General features: G+C 65.7%; 22 protein-coding genes. 20 read left to right on the top strand and 2 right to left on the bottom strand.

What is annotated here, in order from left to right; all coding sequences use genetic code 11:
- The first annotated feature begins 332 nt into the window (after positions 1-332).
- From I6F38_RS38500 to trmB, 13 genes are all read left to right on the top strand, one after another.
- Complete coding sequence (locus I6F38_RS38500; protein WP_028335524.1) at positions 333-902, top strand: NifU family protein; 570 nt, start codon at positions 333-335, stop codon at positions 900-902.
- Positions 903-990: 88 nt separating this feature from the next.
- On the top strand, positions 991-1,686 hold the full coding sequence (gene tsaB / locus I6F38_RS38495) for a tRNA (adenosine(37)-N6)-threonylcarbamoyltransferase complex dimerization subunit type 1 TsaB (protein ID WP_168856636.1): 696 nt from the start codon (positions 991-993) through the stop codon (positions 1,684-1,686).
- Positions 1,683-2,168 carry a ribosomal protein S18-alanine N-acetyltransferase gene (gene rimI / locus I6F38_RS38490; RefSeq protein ID WP_057015309.1) on the top strand — a complete coding sequence of 162 codons (486 nt, stop codon included), beginning with the start codon at positions 1,683-1,685 and terminating at the stop codon, positions 2,166-2,168. The genes tsaB and rimI overlap by 4 nt, the downstream gene beginning before the upstream one ends.
- Positions 2,169-2,245: 77 nt before the next feature.
- Positions 2,246-2,698, top strand: a complete 453-nt coding sequence (locus I6F38_RS38485) for a Fur family transcriptional regulator (RefSeq protein WP_016840396.1) — start codon at positions 2,246-2,248, stop codon at positions 2,696-2,698.
- Positions 2,699-2,703: 5 nt separating this feature from the next.
- Complete coding sequence (locus I6F38_RS38480) at positions 2,704-3,384, top strand: HAD family hydrolase (RefSeq protein ID WP_225164090.1); 681 nt, start codon at positions 2,704-2,706, stop codon at positions 3,382-3,384.
- Between the two features lie 204 nt (positions 3,385-3,588).
- Entirely contained in the window at positions 3,589-4,977 is a 1,389-nt protein-coding gene (gene miaB, locus I6F38_RS38475) for a tRNA (N6-isopentenyl adenosine(37)-C2)-methylthiotransferase MiaB (RefSeq protein WP_225164089.1), read from the top strand.
- Positions 4,978-5,042: 65 nt separating this feature from the next.
- Entirely contained in the window at positions 5,043-6,053 is a 1,011-nt protein-coding gene (locus I6F38_RS38470; RefSeq protein ID WP_225164088.1) for a PhoH family protein, read from the top strand.
- A 68-nt stretch (positions 6,054-6,121) separates the two neighbouring features.
- Entirely contained in the window at positions 6,122-6,625 is a 504-nt protein-coding gene (ybeY, locus tag I6F38_RS38465; protein WP_225164087.1) for an rRNA maturation RNase YbeY, read from the top strand.
- A gap of 1 nt (position 6,626) precedes the next feature.
- Positions 6,627-7,739 (top strand): hemolysin family protein, encoded by a 1,113-nt coding sequence (locus tag I6F38_RS38460; RefSeq protein WP_225164086.1) that lies wholly within the window; start codon positions 6,627-6,629, stop codon positions 7,737-7,739.
- On the top strand, positions 7,736-9,349 hold the full coding sequence (lnt, locus tag I6F38_RS38455; RefSeq protein ID WP_225164085.1) for an apolipoprotein N-acyltransferase: 1,614 nt from the start codon (positions 7,736-7,738) through the stop codon (positions 9,347-9,349). The genes I6F38_RS38460 and lnt overlap by 4 nt, the downstream gene beginning before the upstream one ends.
- A 261-nt stretch (positions 9,350-9,610) precedes the next feature.
- Positions 9,611-10,027, top strand: coding sequence for a helix-turn-helix transcriptional regulator (locus I6F38_RS38450; protein ID WP_028335515.1), 417 nt, complete (start codon positions 9,611-9,613; stop codon positions 10,025-10,027).
- Between the two features lie 179 nt (positions 10,028-10,206).
- Complete coding sequence (locus I6F38_RS38445) at positions 10,207-11,331, top strand: M20 family metallopeptidase (protein ID WP_225164084.1); 1,125 nt, start codon at positions 10,207-10,209, stop codon at positions 11,329-11,331.
- A gap of 50 nt (positions 11,332-11,381) precedes the next feature.
- Entirely contained in the window at positions 11,382-12,065 is a 684-nt protein-coding gene (gene trmB, locus I6F38_RS38440; RefSeq protein ID WP_225164093.1) for a tRNA (guanosine(46)-N7)-methyltransferase TrmB, read from the top strand.
- Between the two features lie 104 nt (positions 12,066-12,169).
- On the opposite strand, the gene I6F38_RS38435 is transcribed toward trmB, so the two are convergent.
- Entirely contained in the window at positions 12,170-13,009 is an 840-nt protein-coding gene (locus I6F38_RS38435) for a phytanoyl-CoA dioxygenase family protein (RefSeq protein ID WP_225164083.1), read from the bottom strand.
- Between the two features lie 206 nt (positions 13,010-13,215).
- Positions 13,216-14,286 carry a DUF2336 domain-containing protein gene (locus I6F38_RS38430; protein ID WP_225164082.1) on the bottom strand — a complete coding sequence of 357 codons (1,071 nt, stop codon included), beginning with the start codon at positions 14,284-14,286 and terminating at the stop codon, positions 13,216-13,218.
- Between the two features lie 346 nt (positions 14,287-14,632).
- On the opposite strand from I6F38_RS38430, the gene rimP reads away from it, so the two are divergent.
- The 7 genes from rimP to rpsO all read left to right on the top strand — a co-directional run bounded on the left by rimP (position 14,633) and on the right by rpsO (position 22,513).
- Positions 14,633-15,421 carry a ribosome maturation factor RimP gene (rimP, locus tag I6F38_RS38425; protein ID WP_016840382.1) on the top strand — a complete coding sequence of 263 codons (789 nt, stop codon included), beginning with the start codon at positions 14,633-14,635 and terminating at the stop codon, positions 15,419-15,421.
- Between the two features lie 3 nt (positions 15,422-15,424).
- Positions 15,425-17,041 carry a transcription termination factor NusA gene (gene nusA, locus I6F38_RS38420; RefSeq protein ID WP_225164081.1) on the top strand — a complete coding sequence of 539 codons (1,617 nt, stop codon included), beginning with the start codon at positions 15,425-15,427 and terminating at the stop codon, positions 17,039-17,041.
- Positions 17,042-17,056: 15 nt separating this feature from the next.
- On the top strand, positions 17,057-17,743 hold the full coding sequence (locus I6F38_RS38415; protein WP_225164080.1) for an RNA-binding protein: 687 nt from the start codon (positions 17,057-17,059) through the stop codon (positions 17,741-17,743).
- Between the two features lie 107 nt (positions 17,744-17,850).
- Positions 17,851-20,547, top strand: coding sequence for a translation initiation factor IF-2 (gene infB, locus I6F38_RS38410; protein WP_225164079.1), 2,697 nt, complete (start codon positions 17,851-17,853; stop codon positions 20,545-20,547).
- A gap of 174 nt (positions 20,548-20,721) precedes the next feature.
- Positions 20,722-21,132: a 30S ribosome-binding factor RbfA gene (rbfA, locus tag I6F38_RS38405; protein WP_028343913.1), complete on the top strand. Its 411-nt coding sequence runs from the start codon at positions 20,722-20,724 to the stop codon at positions 21,130-21,132.
- Positions 21,132-22,241: a tRNA pseudouridine(55) synthase TruB gene (gene truB / locus I6F38_RS38400; RefSeq protein ID WP_225164078.1), complete on the top strand. Its 1,110-nt coding sequence runs from the start codon at positions 21,132-21,134 to the stop codon at positions 22,239-22,241. Before rbfA ends, truB begins: the two co-directional genes overlap by 1 nt.
- A 2-nt stretch (positions 22,242-22,243) precedes the next feature.
- Entirely contained in the window at positions 22,244-22,513 is a 270-nt protein-coding gene (gene rpsO, locus I6F38_RS38395) for a 30S ribosomal protein S15 (RefSeq protein ID WP_016844725.1), read from the top strand.
- Positions 22,514-22,744 lie beyond the last annotated feature (231 nt).

Genomic DNA, 22,744 nt, shown 5'->3' with positions numbered 1-22,744 from the left:
TTCGATCGCTGTATTGCCGCTCGGATCGCGTGCGTGGTCGTGGCGCTGCCATGGAGTATCTGGCCCATAGGTCCTCCCGGAATGAAGGACCAGTTTGGCTGATTCCCCCACACTCCGGGACCAGACACCTAGGGCATTACCGCACCGGACCCGCTTCCGGGCATGGGTATGCGCCTGGAACCGCGGTTTTGCGGCTTGATCGCGGGCTTTTTAGTTGCCATCTGACTCCTTGATTTGACGCGTTTTCTTCGCGAACCGGTGTCACTTCGCTCGAAAACGCTATAATGGAACCCAACGCGCCGGCCTTGAACCGGCGACGCCGGAGACAGCAGATGTTCATTCAGACCGAAGCAACGCCCAATCCCGCCACGCTGAAATTCATTCCGGGCCGCATGGTGCTCGACAGCGGGACGATGGAATTTTCCTCGCCCGAGTCCGCCGCGCGCTCGCCGCTCGCCGAACGGCTGTTCGCCGTATCCGGCGTCACCGGCGTGTTCTACGGCGGCGACTTCATCACCGTGACCAAGGCGGACGGCGACTGGCAGCACCTCAAGCCCGCGATCCTCGGCGCGATCATGGAGCACTACATGTCCGGCGCGCCGCTGCTCGCCGACGGCACCGCGGCCAGCGACGACGCCCGCGATGAGGAAGACGAGTTCTTCGACGAGGCCGACGCCGAGACGGTCGAGCAGATCAAGGACCTGATCGAGACCCGCGTGCGTCCCGCGGTCGCCAATGACGGCGGCGACATCACCTTCCGCGGCTTCAAGGACGGCATCGTCTACCTCAACATGAAGGGCTCCTGTGCCGGCTGCCCGTCATCGACCGCAACCCTGCAACACGGCATCCAGAACCTGCTCCGGCACTTCGTGCCCGACGTGCAGGAAGTCCGGCCGATGTGATGGAGCGGCGAATGGCGAGTGGCGAATCGCGAATAGCATTCTCCGCAAGACCCCTGTTCGCCATTCCCTATTCGCTATTCGCCCTCCCATGATGATTCTCGCCATCGATACGGCGCTCGACGCCTGCTCCGCGGCGGTGCTCGACACCACCTCCGGCAATACAATCGCCATTGAATCGCAGGCGATGCAGCGCGGCCATGCCGAGGCGCTGATGCCGCTGATCGCTCGGGTGATGAAAGAGAGCGGCATCGGCTTTGCCGGGCTCGACCGCATCGCCGTCACCACCGGCCCCGGCAGTTTCACGGGCCTGCGCGTCGGCCTCTCGGCGGCGCGCGGCCTGGCGCTGGCCGCAGAAAAGCCGGTGGTCGGACTGTCGACGCTCGCCGCCTACGCTGCGCCTGTCGTCGCCGAGAATGGCGCGGCTGCGATCCTGTCAGCGATCGATGCGCGGCATGATCACGTCTATTTCCAGCTGGTCGGCGGCGACGGCAGTCCGATCATCAAGCCGAAGGTGGCGCCGATCGCGGAAGCGCTCGAGGCCTCCCAACACGGCGCGCTGCATCTGGTCGGCAACGCAGCCAATATCCTCGCCGAGCGTTGGCCCGCCGACGCCGCACCGCCGGTCAAGGTCGACCGGCAGCCCGCGCCCGATATTACCTGGGTCGCTTGGATCGGCGCGGCCGTGGATCCTGAAACCGCGCCGCCGCGGCCGTTCTATCTGCGCGCGCCCGACGCCAAGCCGCCGAAGGACCGGCTCGAAATCAGCACGCCGCGATCGACATGATCGGCTGGCTGTCACGATGGTGGGGCGGCGGTCCGCCCGCGGTCGAGCCCGCATCGCTGCGCGATGCGGCGCGGCTCGCGCAATTGCACGGCGCGTCGTTTCATCGCGGCTGGGGCGAGGGCGAATTCGAGGCGATGCTGACCGAGCGCAACACGCTGGTGCACCGGCTGCGGCAGGGACGCAAGGTGATCGGCTTTGCCGTCTCACGGATGGCAGCGGACGAAGCCGAAATTCTGTCGATTGCGATCGATTCCAATCAGCGCGGCCGCGGCCTGTCGCGCGACCTGCTGCTGACCCATCTCGGCCATCTTGCCGGCCGCGGCATCCGCACCATCTTCCTCGAGGTGGAAGAGAACAATCAGCCGGCGCGACGGCTCTACGAAAAGGCCGGATTCGGCGTGATCGGCCGCCGCGAACGCTACTACAAGCAGCCCGGCGGGGAACATTTGAACGCGCTTCTGATGCGCCGCGACTTGTCGTAACATCGGCGCGATGGCAGAACAGCGCCCTGCTCTGCCATCGAAGGCTCAAGGACTGGCCAAGGACCTGCCAAGGACCCATGACGACGGTGAAAATCACGCCTGCGCAGAAGAATACCGGCATCGAGGCGCGCTGCGCCGCGACCGGCATGCGCATGACCGAACAGCGCCGTGTGATCGCACGCGTGCTGGCGGAGGCCATGGATCACCCTGACGTCGAGGAGCTCTACCGCCGCTGCGTGGCGGTCGACGACAAGATCTCGATCTCGACTGTCTATCGCACCGTCAAGCTGTTCGAGGATGCCGGCATCATCGAGCGCCACGACTTCCGCGAGGGCCGCGCGCGCTACGAGCAGATGCCCGAGAGCCATCACGACCACCTGATCAATCTGCGCGACGGCAAGGTGATCGAGTTCACCTCCGAAGAGATCGAGAAGCTGCAGGCCGAGATCGCGCGCAAGCTCGGCTACAAGCTGGTCGATCACCGTCTCGAGCTGTATTGCGTCCCGCTCGACGAAGACAGCAAGTCGTAAGCCGGGTGAGTTTCGACCTCGTCATCTTCGATTGCGACGGCGTGCTGGTCGACAGCGAGGTGATCTCCTGTCGCGCGCATGCGGAGACGCTGACGCGGCACGGCTTTCCGATTACACCCGACGGCGTGCTGAAGCGCTTCCTCGGCGTGTCCGACCGCGAGGCGCGGCGGATCGTCGAGAGCGAGATCGGCCGCGCGCTGCCCGAGACCTTCGAGGCCGAGGTCAAGCACGCGACGCTGAGTTTCTATGCCGACGATCTCAGTGCGATCGCGCATGTCGGCGAGGCGATCGCCGCGCTCGGCTTACCGAAATGCGTGGCGTCGAGCGGCACGCCGGAAAAGATCCATCACGGCCTGACCTGCGCCGGGCTGTACGACCAGCTGGCGCCGCATATTTTCTCCGCCACGCAAGTCAAGCGCGGCAAGCCGGCGCCCGACCTCTTCCTGTTCGCGGCGGCGCAGATGGGTGCCAGCCCGGCGCGTTGCGTCGTGATTGAGGACAGCGTGGCCGGCGTCACCGGCGCCCGCGCCGCCGGGATGACCGTGCTCGGTTTTTACGGCGGCAGCCATTGCACGGCGGAACACGAGGACATGCTGCGCCAGGCCGGTGCGGCCGTCACCTTCGCCGATATGCGGAAATTGCCCGATTTGATCGCCCGGGTGGGGGCCACGGCGAGCGCTGACTGACCCTGCGAGGTCATTCCGGGGCGCGACCGAAGGGAGCGAACCCGGAATCTCGAGATTCCCCGGTGCGCAATTGCGCACCTGAGGTTCGATGCTGACGCATCGCCCCGGAATGACGTCCAGACCGCTGGATTTTCCCCGGTTTAAGCTATATTTCAGCCCCGGCGCCCCGATGGCGCCGTTTCCATTTTTCGCTCTCAGGGTTCCATGACGACGCCGCGCAAGCTGCACATCAAGTCCTATGGCTGCCAGATGAATGTCTACGATGCGCAACGCATGGCGGACACGCTGGCCGGCGAGGGCTTTGTCGAGACCGCGAGCGCCGAAGACGCCGACCTCGTGATCCTCAACACCTGCCACATCCGCGAGAAGGCGTCGGAGAAGGTCTATTCCGAGCTCGGCCGGCTGCGCGTCGCCAAGGACGAGGCTGCGCGGGCGGGCCGCGAAATGAAGATCGCGGTCGCCGGCTGCGTCGCGCAGGCCGAAGGCGCCGAGATCATCCATCGCGCGCCGACCGTCGACATCGTGGTCGGGCCGCAGAGCTATCATCATCTGCCGGAGCTCTTGAAGCGCGCCAAGGCAAACGGCCGCGCGCTGGAAACGGAATTCCCGATCGAGGACAAGTTCGGCTTCCTGCCGCAGCCGAAGCCGGATGCGATCCGCGCCCGCGGCATCTCCGCCTTCGTCACGGTGCAGGAAGGTTGCGACAAGTTCTGCACCTTCTGCGTGGTGCCCTACACGCGCGGCGCGGAGGTCTCGCGTCCGGTCGCCAGGATCATCGACGATGTGAAGCAGCTCGCCGACAACGGCGTGCGCGAATTCACGCTGATCGGACAGAACGTCAACGCCTATCACGGCGAAGGCCCCGACGGCCGCGTCTGGCCGCTCGGCAAATTGTTGCAGCGCCTCGCCGAGATCCCTGGCGTCATGCGGCTGCGCTATTCGACCAGCCATCCGCGCGACGTCGACGACGCCCTGATCGCGGCACATCGCGATTTGCCCGAACTGATGCCGTTCGTGCACCTGCCGGTGCAGTCGGGGGCCGACCGGATCCTTGCCGCCATGAACCGCAAACATACCGCCGATGACTACCGGCGCGTCATCGACCGGTTCCGCGCCGCGCGGCAAGACATTGCTTTTTCATCAGATTTTATCGTGGGCTTCCCCGGAGAGACCGCGGAAGAATTTTCCGCCACCCTCGCGCTTGTCACGCAAATCGGATACGCTGCGGCGTATTCATTCAAGTATTCGCCACGGCCGGGCACGCTGGCGGCGGAGATGCGGGAGACAGTGTCAGCAGCCGAGATGGACGAGCGCTTGGGGCGGCTTCAGGAATTGATCGACAGCCAGCAATCGGCCTTCAACCGGGCCGCGATTGGCACAACGGTCGATGTGCTGTTCGAGCGCGCCGCGCGCAATCCGGGCCAGATCGTCGGCCGCACCGCCTATCTGCAGCCCGCCCATGTGATGGCGTCGCCTGACATCATCGGCCAGGTCCTCCCGGTGAGGATCGACAGCCTCGAGCGCTACAGCCTGATCGGCGAGCTCGCGACGCGACCCGCGCCCGGCCTCATTTCGCAGACCATTGGAGCCTGAAATCCTTGCCCAAAAGCGCATCGGATTCGTCTTCGCTCGCTCCCAGCCGCAAACCTGACCGCGACATGCAAATGCCACCTGAGACCCGGCCCCCTGAAACTCAGGTCGTCATCGATTTCGACGACAACCGCGCGGCATCCGCGCTGGTCGGCCCCTACGGACAAAATCTGGCGCTGATCGAGCGGCGGCTCGGCGTCGTGGTCGATTCCCGCGGCAATCATCTGACCATCGCAGGCTCCCGCGACGGCTGCGACGCGGCGCGGCGCGTGCTGGAGACGCTCTACGCGCAGGCCGTCGAAGGACACGACCTCGATCAGGGCGAGGTCGAAGGCGCGATCCGCGCCGTGATCGCGCAGGGCTCGCTGTTCGAATTCGACAACAAGACCGCCAAGCCGACCTTCGAGACCATCAATCTGCGCAAGCGTCCGGTGCGCGCCCGCACCGCGGCGCAGGATTCCTACATCCGCGCGCTGAAGCGGCATGAGCTGGTGTTCGGCATCGGCCCGGCCGGCACCGGCAAGACCTGGCTCGCGGTCGCCCATGCCGCGCAGCTGTTCGAGCGCAAGGAGGTCGATCGCATCATCCTGACGCGGCCCGCGGTGGAAGCCGGCGAGCGGCTCGGCTTCCTGCCCGGCGACCTCAAGGAGAAGGTCGATCCGTATCTGCGCCCGATCTATGACGCGCTGTACGATCTGATGGATGCCCGCGTCGTCGAGCGCGCGCTGCAGGGCAACGAGATCGAGATCGCCCCGCTCGCCTTCATGCGCGGCCGCACCCTGACCAATGCCGCCATTATCCTCGACGAGGCGCAGAACACCACGACGATGCAGATGAAGATGTTTTTGACGCGTCTCGGCGAGAACAGCCGGATGATCGTCACCGGCGATCCGTCGCAGGTCGACCTGCCGCACGGCCAGGTCTCGGGGCTCACGGAAGCCGTGAAGCTGCTCGACGGCGTCGAGGGCATCGCGCAGGTGCATTTCAAGGCCGAGGACGTCATCCGCCATGAATTGGTGGCGCGCATCGTGGCCGCCTATGAGGGATTGCCGCAAAAGCCGGCAAACGCCAGATCTTGAGACCAATAGCTTCGGCCGCGAGCCCGCACGACGCGGGATCCGGCCATAACGCAGATTTTGAAACCAACGTGTCTGCTTTTCCTGCCACCGAGGTTCTCGTCACCGCCGAATGCTGGCAGGCCGAGCCCAATGCCGACGCGGTGATCCACCGCGCCATCGAGGCTGCCGCCGAAATCGCCGATGCCGATGTCGCCGACGCCGAGCTTGCGGTGATGCTGACCGACGATGCCGGTATCCGCACGCTCAACGCCAACTGGCGCAGCATCGACAAGCCGACCAACGTGCTGTCGTTTCCGGCGCTGCAGCCGGAGGGCGCCGCCGGCGGCGGACCCGACGATGCCCCGCGCATGCTCGGCGATATCGCGATCGCCTATGAGACGACGCGGCGGGAAGCCGATGAAGAGCAGAAACCGTTCGACCACCATTTGAGCCATCTCGCGGTGCATGGCTTCCTGCACCTGATCGGTTACGACCACGAGAACGACGACGATGCCGAGGACATGGAGGCGCTCGAGCGCGAGATCCTCTCTTCCCTCGGCATTCCCGACCCCTATGCGGATCGGATCGCCTGACATGCCGGATTCCGAACCGACCCACGACAACCCGCGCAACGTGAGCAACCTGCCCGCCGTGGTGCACGAGGGCGAGGTGCAGCGCCCGGCGGCCGAGGGCTGGCTGGTGCGCGCGATCCGCACCCTGTTCGGCTGGAAGGCCGGCTCGGTGCGCGACGATTTGCAGGTGGTGCTCGACGCCTCGACGCCCGACGATGTCGGCTTCTCGGCGATCGAGCGCACCATGCTGCGCAACATCCTGTCGCTGAACGAGCGGCGGATCGCCGACGTCATGGTGCATCGCGCCGACATCGTCGCGGTCAAGCGCGACATCCCGCTCGGCGAATTGATGAGCCTGTTCGAGAGCGCGGCGCATTCGCGGCTCGTCGTCTACAACGAAACCCTCGACGACCCCGAGGGCATGGTGCACATCCGCGACCTGCTCGCCTTCATGACCGCGAGAGCCCGCGTCACCGACATGACCAAGACTCGGCGCAAGAAACCGTTCCCGGCCGGGCTCGATCTGCGCAGCGTCGACCTCGCACTGCCGCTGTCGGAAGCCAATATCATTCGCAAGCTGCTCTATATCCCGCCATCGATGCGCGCGATCGACCTGCTGGCGCAGATGCAGGCCTCGCGGATTCATCTCGCTTTGGTGGTCGACGAATATGGCGGCACCGACGGGCTGGTGTCGATCGAGGATATCGTCGAGCAGATCGTCGGCGAGATCGACGACGAACACGATTCGGACGAGCCGCCGTCCATCGTGCGCCAGCCGGACAACTCCTTCATCGCCGACGCGCGCGCCAGCCTCGACGATGTCCGCTCGGTGATCGGCGAGGATTTCGTGATCGGCGACGCCGGCGAGGAGGTCGAGACGCTCGGCGGCTACCTCGTATCGTTCGTCGGGCGCCTGCCGGTACGCGGCGAGGTGATTTCGGGGCCCGGCAATTACGAGGTCGAGGTGCTCGACGCCGATCCGCGGCGGGTCAAGCGCGTGCGCATCACTGCGCGCAAGGAGCGGCCGACGCCGCGCAAGGAGCGCGAGCGGCGCCGCGAGCAGTCGCCGGACTCCGGAAACCCGCAGGCGAATGACAACATGCCGCCGCCCGGCGAGGGAGCCGGTCCGCAGTGAGGCTGTCCGACAAGCTCCGATCGATCGGCCTTGCAATCATCCTGACCTGGGGATGGAAACGCGCCGTCCTCGCGCTCACGGCCGGCGCGCTGTCTGCGCTGGCGATGGCGCCGTTCAACGCCTGGCCGGTTCTGTTTCTCACCTTTTCCATCGCGGTCTGGCTGATCGACGGCAGCGCGGCCGGCCGCTGGCGCGGTCTGCCTGCCGCGGCGCTGTCCGGCTTCTGGTTCGGCCTCGGCTATTTCGTGCCGGGACTGTACTGGATCGGCTACGCCTTCTTCGTCGATGCGGACACCTTCGCCTGGCTGACGCCGTTCGCGGTGCTCGGCCTGCCTGCCTATCTCGCTTTGTTCACCGCCTTCGGCTTCGCGCTGGCGCGGCTGATCTGGCCGCGCGACGCCTCGCGCGTGCTGGCGCTCGCGGTCAGCCTGACGGTTTCGGAATGGCTGCGCGGCCATCTCCTCAGCGGCTTTCCGTGGAATGCGTTCGGGTACGCGCTGACCGAGCCGCTGGCGCTGGCGCAGACCGCGTCGCTGATCGGGCTGTGGGGCATGACGTTCCTGGCCGTCGCGATCTTCGCAAGCCCGGCCGTGTTGATCGACGGCGGCTCGCGCGGCCGCAAGCCGTGGCGCGCGCCGGCGGCCGCGGTGCTGGTGCTGGCTACGATGCTGGCGTTCGGCGTGGTCCGCCTCGCGCAGCAGCCGACCAGGTTGGTCGACGGCGTCAAGCTGCGCATCATGCAGCCCGATTTGCAGCAGGACGCCAAGTTCAACTACTCCGCCAAGGCGGCGGTGATGCAGAAATATCTCACCCTGTCGGATCGCGCCTCCGGGCCGCATGCCACCGGCGTGAAGGATGCCACCATCCTGATCTGGCCGGAATCCGCGTTTCCGTTCTTCCTGACCAAGGAAGCCGACGCGATGGCGCAGATCGCCGACCTGCTTCCGAAGGGAACCGTGCTGATCACCGGTTCGGTGCGCGCGCCCGATCTGCCGCCCGGCGTCCGCGTCACGCGCGCCTATAATTCCATCTACGTCATCGACCACGACGGCAGCGTGCTCGCGGTCTACGACAAGCTGCATCTTGTCCCGTTCGGAGAATATCTGCCGTTCCAGGACTGGATGGAGAAGCTCGGCTTCGTGCAGCTCACCAAGGTGCAGGGCGGCTACATTCCCGGCACGATTCGCCGGACGCTCGATATTCCGAATGCACCGCGCGCCCTGCCGCTGATCTGCTACGAGGCGATTTTTCCCGGCAATGTCGTGAGCCGCGACGACCGTCCCGGCTGGATCGTCAATGTCACCAATGACGGATGGTTCGGAATCTCGACCGGCCCTTACCAGCACCTGCAACAGGCCCGGCTGCGCACCATCGAGGAAGGCCTGCCGATGGTCCGCGCCGCAAATACGGGCGTCTCGGCCGTCATCGACCCGGTTGGCCGGATCGTCGCGCAACTCGGGCTCGGCATCGAAGGCGTGCTGGATGCCGGCCTGCCGGCGGCCATCGCGCCGACGATCTATGCGCGTGTCGGGAACGTCCCCGCCGCTGTGATTGTGATCACAGCCCTGGCGTTCGTGTTGCGGCGGCGGTTTGTGAGGCGAAAACCCTGACGGCCGCATATCGCCGGTTGTCGCGAACCCGAAAAAACGTCGAAATTTACCTCAGTATGATTCCACCAGTTGACAGATCGACCGTGCACTTCGCATTGTACGGGTCCACGCGAAATCACAAGCCAAGTCAGCCCCTTTGCGCAAATTGTCCGCATTTCGTCCCGATCCTCCTTGCAGGATTTGACGGCACCGGCGCCTGAGGCATACTCCACTTCCAACTTGCCTCATCCACGGGCGCGCAATCCCTTAGGAGAGTTGGAGATGTCCACCAAAGCGCCCAATCCTGTTGACAAATATGTCGGCAGCCGCGTCCGTATGCGACGCATCATGCTCGGCATGAGCCAGGAGAAACTGGGCGAGGCGTTAGGCCTGACGTTCCAGCAGGTGCAGAAATACGAGAAGGGCACCAACCGCGTCGGCGCCAGCCGGCTGCAGCAGATCTCAGAAATCCTGCAGGTGCCGGTCTCCTTCCTGTTCGACGGCGGCCCGAGCGGGGTCAAGACCGCCGACGGCTTCAGCGAGGGCGCCTCACCGACTTACGTCTCCGATTTTCTGGCAACCGCCGAGGGCCTGGCCCTGACCCGCGCCTTCACGCGGATTGCGGACGCCAAGCTCCGCCGCAGCATCGTCGAACTGGTCGAGCAGATCGCGGCGCGCGAGGCAGCCGAGCAGGCCTGATTCAGCCATATCCGTTTGAGAGATCGTCAAATCTGGAATATGCCATTCCGGCGCGCGCCAACGCGATGAGCTCAGCTTGAGCATCATCGCGCTTGAGCGCCTCCTTTGAGCATGATTCCGGATCGTGCTTCGGCGCGTGCGCGCAATGACAAAGCGAATTCACAGGCGACGACAACAGCATGTCCAGCAATCCGTTCGAAACCGCCGTGATTCTCGACGGCATCCGCCGCTGGGTCGAGATCGAATCTCCGACCGAGCGGCCCGATCAGGTCAACAAGCTGGCTGATCTCGTCGCGTCGGGCTATCGCGACCTGCCGGCCACGGTGGAGCGCATTGCGGGACGCGACGGCTGCGGCGATCACCTGGTGACGCGCTCGTCCTGGGGCCAGGACGCGCCGGGCATCCTGGTGCTGAGCCATCTCGACACAGTTCATCCGATGGGATTCATCGAACGGTTACCATTCAAGGTCGACGGCGACAGCGCCTTCGGCCCCGGCATCTACGACATGAAAGGCGGCGCCTACCTCGCCTATCACGCATTCCGGCAGGTCTGCGCCGACGATGCGCGCCCGCCGCTCGGCATCACCCAGCTCTACGTATCGGACGAGGAGATCGGCAGCCCGACCTCGCGGGCACTGATCGAGACCGAGGGCCGCAAGGCCAAATACGTGCTGGTGACGGAGCCGGCGCGCGACGGCGGCAAGATCGTCACCGGACGCAAGGGCGTTGCGCGTTTCGACGTGTTCATCAAGGGCGCGCCGGCGCATGCCGGCACGCGCCCCGAGGACGGCCGCAGCGCGATCCGGGAGCTCGGCAATGTGATCCAGGCGCTGGAGGCCATGAACGATCTCAAGCGCGGCGTCACCGTCAATGTCGGTGTCGTCCGCGGCGGCACCAAGCCGAACGTGATCGCCGAAGAGGCCTATGCGGAAGTCGACATGCGCGTGCCGACCATGGCCGACGCCGACGAGCTGGTGCCGAGGATTCTCGGGATCACTTCACGCACCGCGGGCGTCAGCGTGAAGATATCGGGCGAGTTAAACCGTCCGCCCTATGAGAAAAGCAACGCCGGCGCCGCACTCTACGAGCACGCCAGAGGGCTGGCCACCGAGCTCGGCTTCGAGCTGCTGGATGTGTTCACCGGCGGCGGCTCCGACGGCAATTTCACCGCGCCGCACACCGCGACCCTCGACGGCCTCGGCGTCGACGGCAAGGGCGCGCATACCCATTACGAGCAGCTCTACATCTCGTCGATCGAGCCGCGCGCGCGGCTGCTCCACCGTCTCTATCAAACGCTGCGATGACACCGGCTCCAGGCGACCGCGGCGATCGCGATTCTCCCGACGACGGCGCGATGGCGCATGCGCGCGGCTCGTTCTTCGGACGGCGCAAGGGCCATAAGCTGCGCCCGCATCAGGCCGACCTGATCGACACTCTGCTGCCGCATCTGGCCGTCGACATCTCGGCGCCCGCGCCCGAGGCGCTGACCGAGTTGTTCGACGACGGCATCGAGAATGTCAGGCTCGAAATCGGCTTCGGCGGCGGCGAGCATCTGATCGCGGAGGCACAGGCCTTTCCGACCACGGGCTTCATCGGCTGCGAGCCCTATGTCAACGGCATGGCGAAGATCCTGACCCAGATCGAGGCGCTGAATATCGGCAATATCCGCCTGTTCGCCGGCGACGCGGCCGAACTGCTGGCCTGGGCGCCGACGCGTTCGCTTGCGCGCATCGACCTGATCCATCCCGATCCCTGGCCGAAGCGGCGGCACTGGAAGCGGCGCTTCGTGCAGGATGCGACGGTCGCTGCGATGACACGATTGCTGCCGCCGGGCGGCGAATTCCGCTTCGTCAGCGATATCGACGACTACTGCGCCTGGACACTGGCGCATCTGATGCGCTCGCCCGACTTCGCCTGGCTCGCCGAGCGCGCGATCGACTGGCAACAGCCGTGGCCGAACTACACGATGACGCGCTACGGCGCCAAGGCCGAGCGCGAGGGGCGCAAGGCGGCGTATTTGAGGTTTCGCAGGCTCTAGCACCTCGTCATGCCCGGGCTTGTCCCGGGCATCCACGTCTTTGAAGCTGCGTGGAAAAAAGACGTGGATGGCCGGGACAAGCCCGGCCATGACGGCGAAGAGAATTACTGCCCCGCCAGCCGCACCTTCCTGACGTCGGTCGCCTCCCACACCATCCGCTTGCCGCGCTCGCGGCCGAGCAGTTCGATCGGATCGTGATTGTCGATGTGGCCGAACTGGCCCTTGTAGACGCTGTAGCCGCACAATTCCTGCAGCCGGCGCGGAAAGCGGGCCGCGGTCTCTCGCGGAATGCCGAGCTGCAGATTCTCCTGCTGCCGCATCCAGCCCCAGCAATAGGCGCAGGAGAAGGCAAAGCGCCTGGCGTCGCTGCTGTTGGCGCCGCCGCCATGCCACAGCGCGCTGTCGAACAGCATCACGCTGCCGGCCGGCATGGTCGCGGTGACCGCGTCGTACTCCTTGCCGTATTCCGGCGACGAATCGAATTTGTGGCTGCGCGGGATGATCCGCGTCGCGCCGTTGTCGTCGCGGAAATCGGACAGCGCCCAGATCGCATTGATCGTGATCGGAATGTGCGGCCGCGGCAACGGAATCAATTGGGTGTCTTCGTGAATCGGCTGCGCCTCCTGGCCGGGGCCGAGCACCAGCGAGCAGAACGACGACAGCAGGCATTCCCTGTCCAGCACGCGTTCGACCACCGGCAGCACGTTGTCATGCAGCGGCACCTCCCAGAACAGATCGTCATAGGTCAGGAGGTTGTTGATGCGCAGCGTCTTGAAGCCTTCGAACGACGTCCTGGCAGGTGCGAGATTGTGCTCGCTCTCGATTCTCAGCACTGCCGCCTTCAACCCCTCGACCAAATCGGGCGAGGCGGCGCGCTCGATCACGGTGTATCCGTCGTCGCGGATCCGCGCGGCGTGCGATTGGATGTCGGCGTCCGTCAGCATGGCGATCTCCCCGTTGGCGCTGTGTCGCGCCTTGCGGAAAGCATAGCGGCTCAATTTGAAATTGGGAGGTATTTGATGATCCCGTCACCCTGAGGAGCGCGGAACGCGCGTCTCGAAGGGTCGACGGCCCAACTGTGGCCGTGCATCCTTCGAGACGCGCCTGCGGCGCTCCTCAGGATGACGGAGCCAAGAGCAGTTAGCGTGAACTAGCGCGACTTCCAGAACTCCACGACGCGCTGCGCGGTGGAGGGCATCAGGCGCACGAAATTCACCCGCGCACCTTCGATATCGGCGGGAGACGGCACGCGGTTCGGCCCGAGCCGCATCAGGATCAGGGTACGCACGGTCGGCCATTCGAAGCCGATCGTCTTGCTCGCGATCAGGATCGGATCGTAACGGTCGCCGGAGATCAGGCGATCGAGCGTGACGATTTTCACGCCCGCCATCGCGGCAAGCGCCGCCACGCATTCCTCATATTTGAAGGCCTTTGCGAAGCCGGCCACCGCGGCCTCGTTCAATTCGCCGGCGCGATGCAGCGCCAGGATGGCGCGCTGTGCGGCTGTGAAATCGCGGCCCTCGACCTGAACGATCGCGCCCTCGATCTCGGTCATCGCCAGCTTGATCTCGGCCTGGCGTTCCGGCTTGGCGACGGCATGCAGACGGCGGCGGATCACGTCGATCGAGCCGGCGAGCAGGCCCTTCAGGTGCTCGGGCGGAAGATCATCGCGGCGGCCGATCCGCAGCGTCAGCACGCCGTCCTGGCTGGCGCGTTGCACGAGCGTCGTGAAGGAGGCGTCCGAGAACGCCGCGCCCGCATTGCCGGCCGCGCATCGGATCACGTCGCGATCGCCACGTCGGACGAGGACGTCGGTCAGCGCGGTCGAGAGCTTTGGCCGCTCGGCCATCGCGAGCAGATGGCCCTGGCCCTTGGCATTGGCGATCTCGACCAGCACCTTTTCGTCAATCACCGGCGATCGGCGCAGCAGCGGCCCCGCGATCGCGACCTCGTCGTCGCGGGCGAGCTGCCCGACCAGATGCCGCGGCGCGTTGGCGAGCAGCGCGAGCCGTTCGGCGAGATCGATCCGCGCGGCAAGCTCGGCATGCGGGACCAGGCTCGTCAGCACCCCGTCGAACAAGTCGATATGGTCGGGGCGAAAACTCGCGGCGCCCTGCAGGAACAGCTCGCCGAGCCGCCGCGCGGCCTCGGCGCGGCGCTTGGGGTCGCCGCGGCGAACGATGTCGTCGAGTTCCGGGATCAGCGCAGGGGCTGTCGTCATGAGCCTTGTCCAACCGGCGACTTCTGCCGATTTTCGGCAATCTATGGTCCCGTTCGTAAACGGAGGGTTAGATCAATCCGGCATCCGGAGAGCCGCAAAATCGCCTCCCGCCGGACCCGGGGGCCTTGCCGGACCCGGGCAAAAGAGCTATATCCAGCGCAACTTATGGTATCTCATACGATCGCGTAGGAGAGTGGGCCCCCCGGGACCCGCTCTTTTTTATTACCTGACGGGACCCAGCGAAGCCGGGTCCCGTTTGGGTAGCGTTAGCGGCCCCTTAAGGCCATCTGAACAACACAACAGACCTCAGCAGCCTTTAGACCTTAGACAGCCTTTGACACTGGATATGACCGAACCGACCGCCACGTCCGTGGACACCGAACTGCTCGCCGAGCCGCGTCTCGTCGTCGAGCCCGGGGTCGCGGCGCGCGTCGCCGCGGTCGCGGTCCCGGTGCTGCAGGGCATGGGCTATCGCCTGGTGCGCATCAAGGTCTCGGGCGATGCCGGCTGCACCGTGCAGATCATGGCGGAGCGGCCCGACGGCTCGATGCAGCTCGAGGATTGCGAGGCGATCTCGCGCGCGCTGTCGCCGGTGCTTGATGTCGCCGACCCGATCGAGCGCGCCTACCGGCTGGAAATCTCTTCGCCCGGCATCGACCGTCCGCTGGTGCGCCGCTCCGACTTCGAGCGCTACACCGGACATCTCGTGAAGATCGAGATGGCAGTGGCGCATCAGGGCCGCAAGCGGTTCCGCGGCGTGCTCGCCGGCGTCGAAGGCGATGCGGTGCGCATCAGGCGCGACGATCCGCGTCCGGACGAGGACGCCGAGGTTCTCCTGGTGATGGAGGACATCTCGGACGCGCGGCTGGTGCTGACCGATGAGCTGATCGAGGAATCGATGCGCCGCGGCAAGGCCGCCGAGCGCGAGCTGCGCCGCGAGCTCGGCCTCGCGCCGCCGCAGCCGGCCCACGCCAAGAAGAGCGATCCGGCGAAGAGCCAGAAGCCGAAACCCAAGCCTGGTGATAAGCCTGCTCACAAGCCCGGCAAGAAGCCGGCCCCGACCAATACCAAAAAGCACCGCCTGGCGGCCGAGCGCGCGCGCCGTGGCGAGATCGATCCATCCGAAGGAGACTAAGCCATGGCAGTCAGCGCCAACAAACTCGAACTGCTGCAGATCGCAGACGCAGTTGCGCGCGAAAAGTCGATCGACCGCTCCATCGTGATCGCGGCGATGGAAGACGCCATCGCCAAGGCCGCGCGTGCCCGCTACGGCAGCGAGACCGACGTCCATGCCGAGATCGATGCCAAGAAGGGCGAGCTGCGGCTGACCCGCCACATGCTGGTGGTCGACGTCGTCGAAAACTCTTCCAACCAGATTTCGCTGCACGACGCGCAGCGCGCCAATCCGGGCGCCCAGGTCGGCGACACCATCGCCGACACGCTGCCGCCGCTGGAATATGGCCGCATCGCCGCGCAGTCGGCCAAGCAGGTGATCGTGCAGAAGGTGCGCGAGGCCGAGCGCGACCGGCAGTACCAGGAATTCAAGGACCGCATCGGCGACATCGTCAACGGCATCGTCAAGCGCGTCGAATATGGCAGCGTGATCGTCGACCTCGGCCGTGGCGAAGCGATCGTGCGCCGCGACGAGATGCTGCCGCGCGAAGTGTTCCGCAACGGCGACCGCGTCCGCGCCTATATCTTCGACGTCCGCCGCGAGACCCGCGGTCCGCAGATTTTCCTGTCGCGCACCCATCCGCAGTTCATGGCGAAGCTGTTCGCGCAGGAAGTGCCGGAGATCTATGACGGCATCGTCGAGATCAAGGCGGTCGCCCGCGATCCGGGCTCGCGCGCCAAGATCGGCGTGATCTCGCGCGATTCCTCGGTCGACCCGGTCGGCGCCTGCGTCGGCATGCGCGGCTCGCGCGTGCAGGCCGTGGTGAACGAGCTGCAGGGCGAGAAGATCGACATCATCCCGTGGTCGCCAGACATCGCGACCTTCGTCGTCAACGCGTTGGCGCCGGCGGAAGTCGCCAAGGTCGTGATCGACGAGGACCGCGAGCGCATCGAGGTCGTGGTTCCCGACACCAACAACCAGCTGTCGCTGGCGATCGGCCGCCGCGGCCAGAACGTCCGCCTCGCCTCGCAGCTGACCGGCTGGGACATCGACATCCTGACCGAGCAGGAAGAGTCGGAGCGCCGCCAGGCCGACTTCGAGAACTCGACCCGCGTGTTCATGGAAGCGCTCAATGTCGACGAGGTGGTCGGCCAGCTGCTCGCCTCCGAAGGCTTCACCTCGGTCGAGGAACTCGCGCTGGTCGACGTCAAGGAACTCGCGGGCATCGAGGGTTTCGACGAGGAGACCGCCACCGAGCTGCAGACCCGCGCCCGCGAATATCTGGAACAGCTCGAGGCGGAACTGGAAGCCAAGCGCAAGGAACTCGGCGTCGAGGACGCCATGAAGGACGTGCCCGGCATCACCGGCAAGATGCTGGTGAAGCTCGGCGAGAACGACGTGAAGACGGTCGAGGATCTCGCCGGCTGCGCCACCGACGATCTGGTCGGCTGGACCGAGCGCAAGGAAGGCGGCGAGCCGACCAAGCATGCCGGGTTCCTCGACGGCATCGAGATCTCGCGCGACGAGGCCGAGGCCTTGATCATGCAGGCCCGTCTGAAGGCCGGCTGGATTACCGAGGCCGACCTCGCCAAGCCTGCTGAGGAGGCCGAGGCCGCCGAAGCAGAAACGACGGCTTCGTAAGGAGATGCCCCACGGATGCTGGCTCAGGCTGACCCCGATCTTGACGATGGGCCGCGGACGCAGAAGTCCGCGACCACGCGGATGTGCGCGGTCAGCCGCGAGGTGCGTCCGATCGACGAGCTGATCCGGTTCGTCGTCACGCCCACGGGCGAGGTGATCCCGGATCTCAAGCGCAAGCTGCCCGGCCGCGGACTATGGGTTTCCGCATCGCGGCGCAGCGTTGCGGAAGCGGTCCGCCGTCACCAATTTAGCAAGGGATTCAAGCGCGACGTCCGCGTCGCGCCGACCCTCCCCGCCGACACCGACACCCTCCTGGTGCGCAGCGTCACCGAGGCCCTGGCGATGGCCGCCAAGGCCGGTCAGGTGGTTTCGGGCTTCGGCAAGGTCGAGGACGCACTCAACCGGAACGAAACTGCAGCCCTGATCCACGCTTCCGACGGCGCGGCGGACGGAATCCGCAAATTGGACGCGATCGTGAGGCAAAGGGGCGAAAAACGTGGTGAATCGCCGGTAATCCCCGTCGTCAATGTTTTGACGTCGGAAGAATTGGATTTGGCACTTGGGCGGTCAAATGTGATACATGCTGCGCTGCTCGCGGGCCCGGCGAGCAAGACGTTCCTGTCGCGCTGCCAGATGCTGGTCCGATACCGGATGGCCGACGACGACAAGACCGCCGAAGCGGCCAGAAATTCCAGAGCGTGATCCGGGAAGGCGGACGCCGTCTTTCCGACCGGTCATGCTCAGCAAACGACGACACGTTGAAGGATTTGTGCGGCAAACGCACAGCGAAACGAGATTAGGACTGCTGAATGGTTGATACCAAGACCCCTGGCGACAAGACTTTGAGTGTCCCGAGCAAGACGTTGTCGCTGAAGCCGCGCGTCGAGACGGGCACCGTGCGCCAGAGCTTCAGCCACGGCCGGACCAAGCAGGTCGTGGTCGAGAAGCGCGGCAAGCGTCGCGTCGGTGGCGATGGTCCCGGCGAGGCGCACGCGCCGGAACCCGTGGTTGCAAAGCCTGCGGCGCCGGCCGCCAGGCCGCCGCTCGGCCGCCCCTCAGGCCCGCCTCCCGGCCAGCAGCAGCGTAACACCCGCTCCGGCGTGGTGCTGCCGACCCTGACCGAGGACGAGCGTTCCGCGCGCGCCAGCGCGCTGGCCGACGCCCGTCAGCGCGACATCGAGGAGCGCCGCCAGGCCGAAGAGGAAGCCAAGCGCCGCGCCGTCCGCGAGGCTGCCGAGAAGGCCGAGCGCGAGGCCGCCGAAACCCGCCGCAAGGCGGAAGAGGAGCGCCACCGCCACGAGGAAGAGGCTAAGCGCAAGGCCGAGGTCGAGGCCAAGCGCCGCTTTGGCGAGGGCGAAGCCAAACCCGGCGCTCCGGCCACAACAGCGGCCAGGCCCGCGACAGCCGCACCTGCGTCTGCTCCGCCTGCCCGCGCGCCCGCAGCACGCCCGACCACCACGACAACCGCGCGCGCACCAGCCTCTGCGCCGCGGCCGGCGGCAGTTGCGGCCGGGCCGGACGAAGACGAAGGTCCGCGCCTGGTGCGCCGCCCCGGCGGCGCCGTGCGCCCCGCCGCGGCTCCGAAGACCACCCACAAGCCCGGTCCGCAGAAGGAGCGCGGCCGCCTCACTCTGACCACTGCGCTCAACGCCGACGACGTGCGCGAGCGTTCGATCGCCTCGTTCCGCCGCCGCACCCAGCGCCTGAAGGGGCATGCGTCGAACGAACCGAAGGAAAAGCTGATCCGCGAAGTCACCATTCCGGAAGCGATCACGATCCAGGAACTCGCGAACCGCATGTCGGAACGCGCGGTCGACGTCATCCGCATGCTGATGAAGCAGGGCGCGATGCACAAGATCACCGACGTGATCGATGCCGACACCGCGCAACTGATCGCCGAAGAACTCGGCCACAGCGTCAAGCGCGTCGCGGCGTCCGACGTGGAAGAGGGCCTGTTCGACGTCGTCGACAATTCCACCGACACCGAGCCGCGCTCGCCGGTGGTCACCGTCATGGGTCACGTCGACCACGGCAAGACCTCGCTGCTCGACGCGCTGCGCCACGCCAACGTCGTATCGGGCGAAGCCGGCGGCATCACCCAGCATATCGGCGCCTACCAGGTGCTGTCGCCCGAGAGCGGCACCAAGATCACCTTCATCGACACGCCCGGCCACGCCGCGTTCACCGCGATGCGCGCCCGCGGCGCCAAGGTCACCGACATCGTCGTGCTGGTGGTCGCGGCCGATGACGGCGTGATGCCGCAGACGATCGAGGCGATCAATCACGCCAAGGCGGCCAAGGTGCCGATGATCGTGGCGATCAACAAGATCGACAAGCCGGATGCGCGGCCGGAGCGCGTGCGCACCGAGTTGCTCCAGTACGAGGTGCAGGTCGAATCGCTCGGCGGCGACGTCGTCGACGTCGAGGTTTCGGCCAAGAACAAGACCAATCTCGACAAGCTGCTCGAGATGATCGCGCTGCAGGCCGAAATCCTCGACCTGAAGACCAACTCGGAGCGTCCGGCGGAAGGCACCGTGATCGAAGCCAAGCTCGATCGCGGACGCGGTCCGGTCGCGACCGTGCTGGTGCAGCGCGGCACGCTGCGCGTCGGCGACATCATCGTGGCCGGCGCCGAGATGGGCCGCGTCCGCGCCTTGATCTCCGACCAGGGCGAGAATCTCGAAGAGGCCGGCCCTTCGGTGCCGGTCGAGGTGCTCGGCTTCAACGGTCCGCCGGAAGCCGGCGATCGTCTCGCCGTTGTCGAGAACGAAGCCCGCGCCCGTCAGGTCACGAGCTATCGCGCGCACCAGAAGCGCGAGAATGCCGCGGCCTCGATCTCGGGCATGCGCGGCTCGCTCGAGCAGATGATGTCGCAGCTCAAGACCGCGGGCCGCAAGGAGTTCCCGCTGATCGTCAAGGCCGACGTGCAGGGCTCGCTGGAAGCGATCCTGGGCTCGCTCGAGAAGCTCGGCACCGACGAAGTCGCCGCCCGCATCCTGCATGCCGGCGTCGGCGGCATCTCGGAGTCCGACGTCACGCTGGCGGAGGGCTTCAACGCCGCGATCATCGGCTTCTCGGTCCGCGCCAACAAGGAAGCGGCGGCCGCGGCCAAGCGCAACGGCATCGAGATCCGCTACTACAACATCATCTACGACCTCGTGGATGACATCAAAAAGGCGATGTCCGGCCTGCTCGCGCCCACACTGCGCGAAACCATGCTGGGCAACGCGCAGATCCTGGAAGTGTTCAACATTTCCAAGGTCGGCAAGGTCGCGGGTTGCCGCGTCACCGACGGCACCGTGGAACGCGGCGCCAATGTTCGCCTGATCCGCGACAACGTCGTGGTGCACGAAGGCAAGCTGTCGACGCTGAAGCGCTTCAAGGATGAAGTGAAGGAAGTGGTCGCCGGCCAGGAGTGTGGCATGGCGTTCGAGAACTACGGCGACATGCGTGTCGGCGACGTGATCGAGTGTTACCGCATCGAGACGATCCAGCGCTCTCTGTAAGTCCAAATCTTACGAAGCGCAGATCTTGCTAGGCGTTGGGTCCATTTAACTGAGAATGCGACGGCGTGGCCGGACTTTAGTCCGGCCACCAGCGCATCGTCCGATTGAAAGCAAAGCAAGGACATTGATGCCCGCGGCCAAGGCCGGCGGGCGTGACGGTTTTGGAAGAAGGTCATGCCCCGTCAAAAGAAGAGTTCCAGCCCCGGCGGATCGCAACGTCAGCTGCGCGTCGGCGAAACGGTTCGCCATGCAGTTGCCGAGATTCTGTCACAGGGTGAGGTTCACGATCCCGATCTGGAAGGCCACATCATCACCGTTCCCGAGGTGCGTATGTCGCCGGATCTGAAGCTCGCCACGATCTACGTGATGCCGCTCGGCGGACGCGACACCGACACGGTGATATCCGCGCTTGAGCGCAACAAGAAGTTCCTTCGCGGCGAGATCGCGCACCGCGTCAACCTGAAATTTGCACCCGATATTCGCTTCCGCGTCGATGAGCGGTTCGACGAGGCGGAGCGCATCGAGAAACTACTGCGGACACCTGCGGTGCAGCGAGACCTTGCACCCGATTCGGACGACGAGTGATGACTGTGATGACGACCAACAGCGTTATCGACGCGAAGGATACCGACGCGCGCGACGCTGAGCGGGATGCTTTTGCCGGCCAGCGCACCGACGATGCGCGCCGCACCAACAACGACCCGCGCCAGAAGCAAGGCAGGCAGAACCAGCAGCCGCGCCGCGACAAGCGCGACGTCCACGGCTGGGTGGTGCTCGACAAGCCGATCGGCATGACCTCGACGCAGGCGGTCGCGGTGCTCAAGCGCCTGTTTCAGGCCAAGCGCGCCGGCCATGCCGGCACGCTCGATCCGCTCGCCTCCGGCGGCTTGCCGATCGCGCTGGGCGAGGCCACCAAGACGGTGCCGTTCGTGATGGACGGCCGCAAGCGCTACCGCTTCACGGTGTGCTGGGGCGAGGAGCGCGACACCGACGACACTGAGGGGCGGCCGGTCAGGACCAGCGAGAGCCGGCCGACCGCCGATTCGATCCGGGAACTCTTGCCGCGCTTTACCGGGGTGATCGAGCAGATCCCGCCGCAATATTCGGCGATCAAGGTGCAGGGCGAGCGCGCCTATGATCTGGCGCGCGACGGCGAGACCGTCGAACTGAAGCCGCGCCCGGTCGAAATTCACGAGTTAACCCTTGTGGAACATGGCGATAACGGCCAGTCCGTATTCGAGGCCGAGTGCGGCAAGGGAACCTATGTCCGGGCGCTGGCCCGCGATATGGGCCGGATTCTGGGCTGTTTCGGCCATATCTGCGCCCTGCGGCGGACCCTTGTCGGTCCGTTTACCGAACGGGACATGATTCCGCTGGAACAGTTGGAGGCTTTATGCAATAGAGCCGCGTCTGGCGAGGGCAGCCTCGCCGACGCGCTTTTGCCCGTTGAGACCGCGCTGGACGACATCCCGGCACTGGCCGTCACACGGGCTGATGCGGCAAGGCTCCACAGGGGCCAGGCCGTTTTGTTGCGCGGACGGGATGCGCCCAATACCAGCGGCACAGTCTATGTCACGGTGGCAGGCCGGCTTCTCGCGCTTGCCGAAATTGGCAATGGCGAACTCATCCCCAAGCGCGTGTTCAACCTGAACGGACTGACTGCCGGTCCGGCTCGCAACGATGAAAGTAACTGACGATGTCGATTACCGCCGAACGCAAAGCGGAAGTCATCAAGACGAATGCCAACAAAGCCGGCGACACCGGCTCGCCCGAGGTTCAGGTCGCGATCCTGTCGGAACGCATCAATAACCTCACCGAGCACTTCAAGAGCCATGTGAAGGACAACCATTCACGTCGCGGCCTCCTGAAGCTCGTGTCGACGCGTCGTTCCCTGCTTGACTACATCAAGCGCAAGGACGAGGCGCGCTACAAGGCGCTGCTCGAAAAGCACAACATCCGTCGTTGATTTGAGAAGCACGCGCGCGAGGGTTCGCGCGCGTTTTCGCATGGTCGTCCGTGAACTCGGGCTTTCGAATTGTCGAAAGATGATCATGCGCAGCATGGCAGTCGCGCCATGCACACTAGCGTCCAGCAGCAATCCGGCCGCTGGACCGGGCAAGATGCCCAGATGACCGAAAGGATGGACGCCATCCGAAATCCAGGGACCATGGCAGGATCGCCGGATGCTGATCGCGAC

The organism is Bradyrhizobium sp. BRP56, assembly GCF_020194035.1.
Classification (GTDB): domain Bacteria; phylum Pseudomonadota; class Alphaproteobacteria; order Rhizobiales; family Xanthobacteraceae; genus Bradyrhizobium; species Bradyrhizobium australafricanum.
The sequence above is the reverse complement of the archived record's forward strand: the minus strand, read 5'-3'. Positions and strand labels throughout refer to the sequence as shown.

Bases quoted from the DNA above. Each gene is read 5' to 3' on its own strand.
- I6F38_RS38500 (WP_028335524.1), top strand. From the start codon at position 333: ATGTTCATTCAGACCGAAGCAACGCCCAATCCCGCCACGCTGAAATTC.
- tsaB (WP_168856636.1), top strand. From the start codon at position 991: ATGATGATTCTCGCCATCGATACGGCGCTCGACGCCTGCTCCGCGGCG.
- rimI (WP_057015309.1), top strand. From the start codon at position 1,683: ATGATCGGCTGGCTGTCACGATGGTGGGGCGGCGGTCCGCCCGCGGTC.
- I6F38_RS38485 (WP_016840396.1), top strand. From the start codon at position 2,246: ATGACGACGGTGAAAATCACGCCTGCGCAGAAGAATACCGGCATCGAG.
- miaB (WP_225164089.1), top strand. From the start codon at position 3,589: ATGACGACGCCGCGCAAGCTGCACATCAAGTCCTATGGCTGCCAGATG.
- I6F38_RS38470 (WP_225164088.1), top strand. From the start codon at position 5,043: ATGCAAATGCCACCTGAGACCCGGCCCCCTGAAACTCAGGTCGTCATC.
- I6F38_RS38460 (WP_225164086.1), top strand. From the start codon at position 6,627: ATGCCGGATTCCGAACCGACCCACGACAACCCGCGCAACGTGAGCAAC.
- I6F38_RS38450 (WP_028335515.1), top strand. From the start codon at position 9,611: ATGTCCACCAAAGCGCCCAATCCTGTTGACAAATATGTCGGCAGCCGC.
- I6F38_RS38445 (WP_225164084.1), top strand. From the start codon at position 10,207: ATGTCCAGCAATCCGTTCGAAACCGCCGTGATTCTCGACGGCATCCGC.
- trmB (WP_225164093.1), top strand. From the start codon at position 11,382: ATGGCGCATGCGCGCGGCTCGTTCTTCGGACGGCGCAAGGGCCATAAG.
- I6F38_RS38435 (WP_225164083.1), bottom strand. From the start codon at position 13,009: ATGCTGACGGACGCCGACATCCAATCGCACGCCGCGCGGATCCGCGAC.
- I6F38_RS38430 (WP_225164082.1), bottom strand. From the start codon at position 14,286: ATGACGACAGCCCCTGCGCTGATCCCGGAACTCGACGACATCGTTCGC.
- rimP (WP_016840382.1), top strand. From the start codon at position 14,633: ATGACCGAACCGACCGCCACGTCCGTGGACACCGAACTGCTCGCCGAG.
- nusA (WP_225164081.1), top strand. From the start codon at position 15,425: ATGGCAGTCAGCGCCAACAAACTCGAACTGCTGCAGATCGCAGACGCA.
- I6F38_RS38415 (WP_225164080.1), top strand. From the start codon at position 17,057: ATGCTGGCTCAGGCTGACCCCGATCTTGACGATGGGCCGCGGACGCAG.
- infB (WP_225164079.1), top strand. From the start codon at position 17,851: ATGGTTGATACCAAGACCCCTGGCGACAAGACTTTGAGTGTCCCGAGC.
- rbfA (WP_028343913.1), top strand. From the start codon at position 20,722: ATGCCCCGTCAAAAGAAGAGTTCCAGCCCCGGCGGATCGCAACGTCAG.
- truB (WP_225164078.1), top strand. From the start codon at position 21,132: ATGACTGTGATGACGACCAACAGCGTTATCGACGCGAAGGATACCGAC.
- rpsO (WP_016844725.1), top strand. From the start codon at position 22,244: ATGTCGATTACCGCCGAACGCAAAGCGGAAGTCATCAAGACGAATGCC.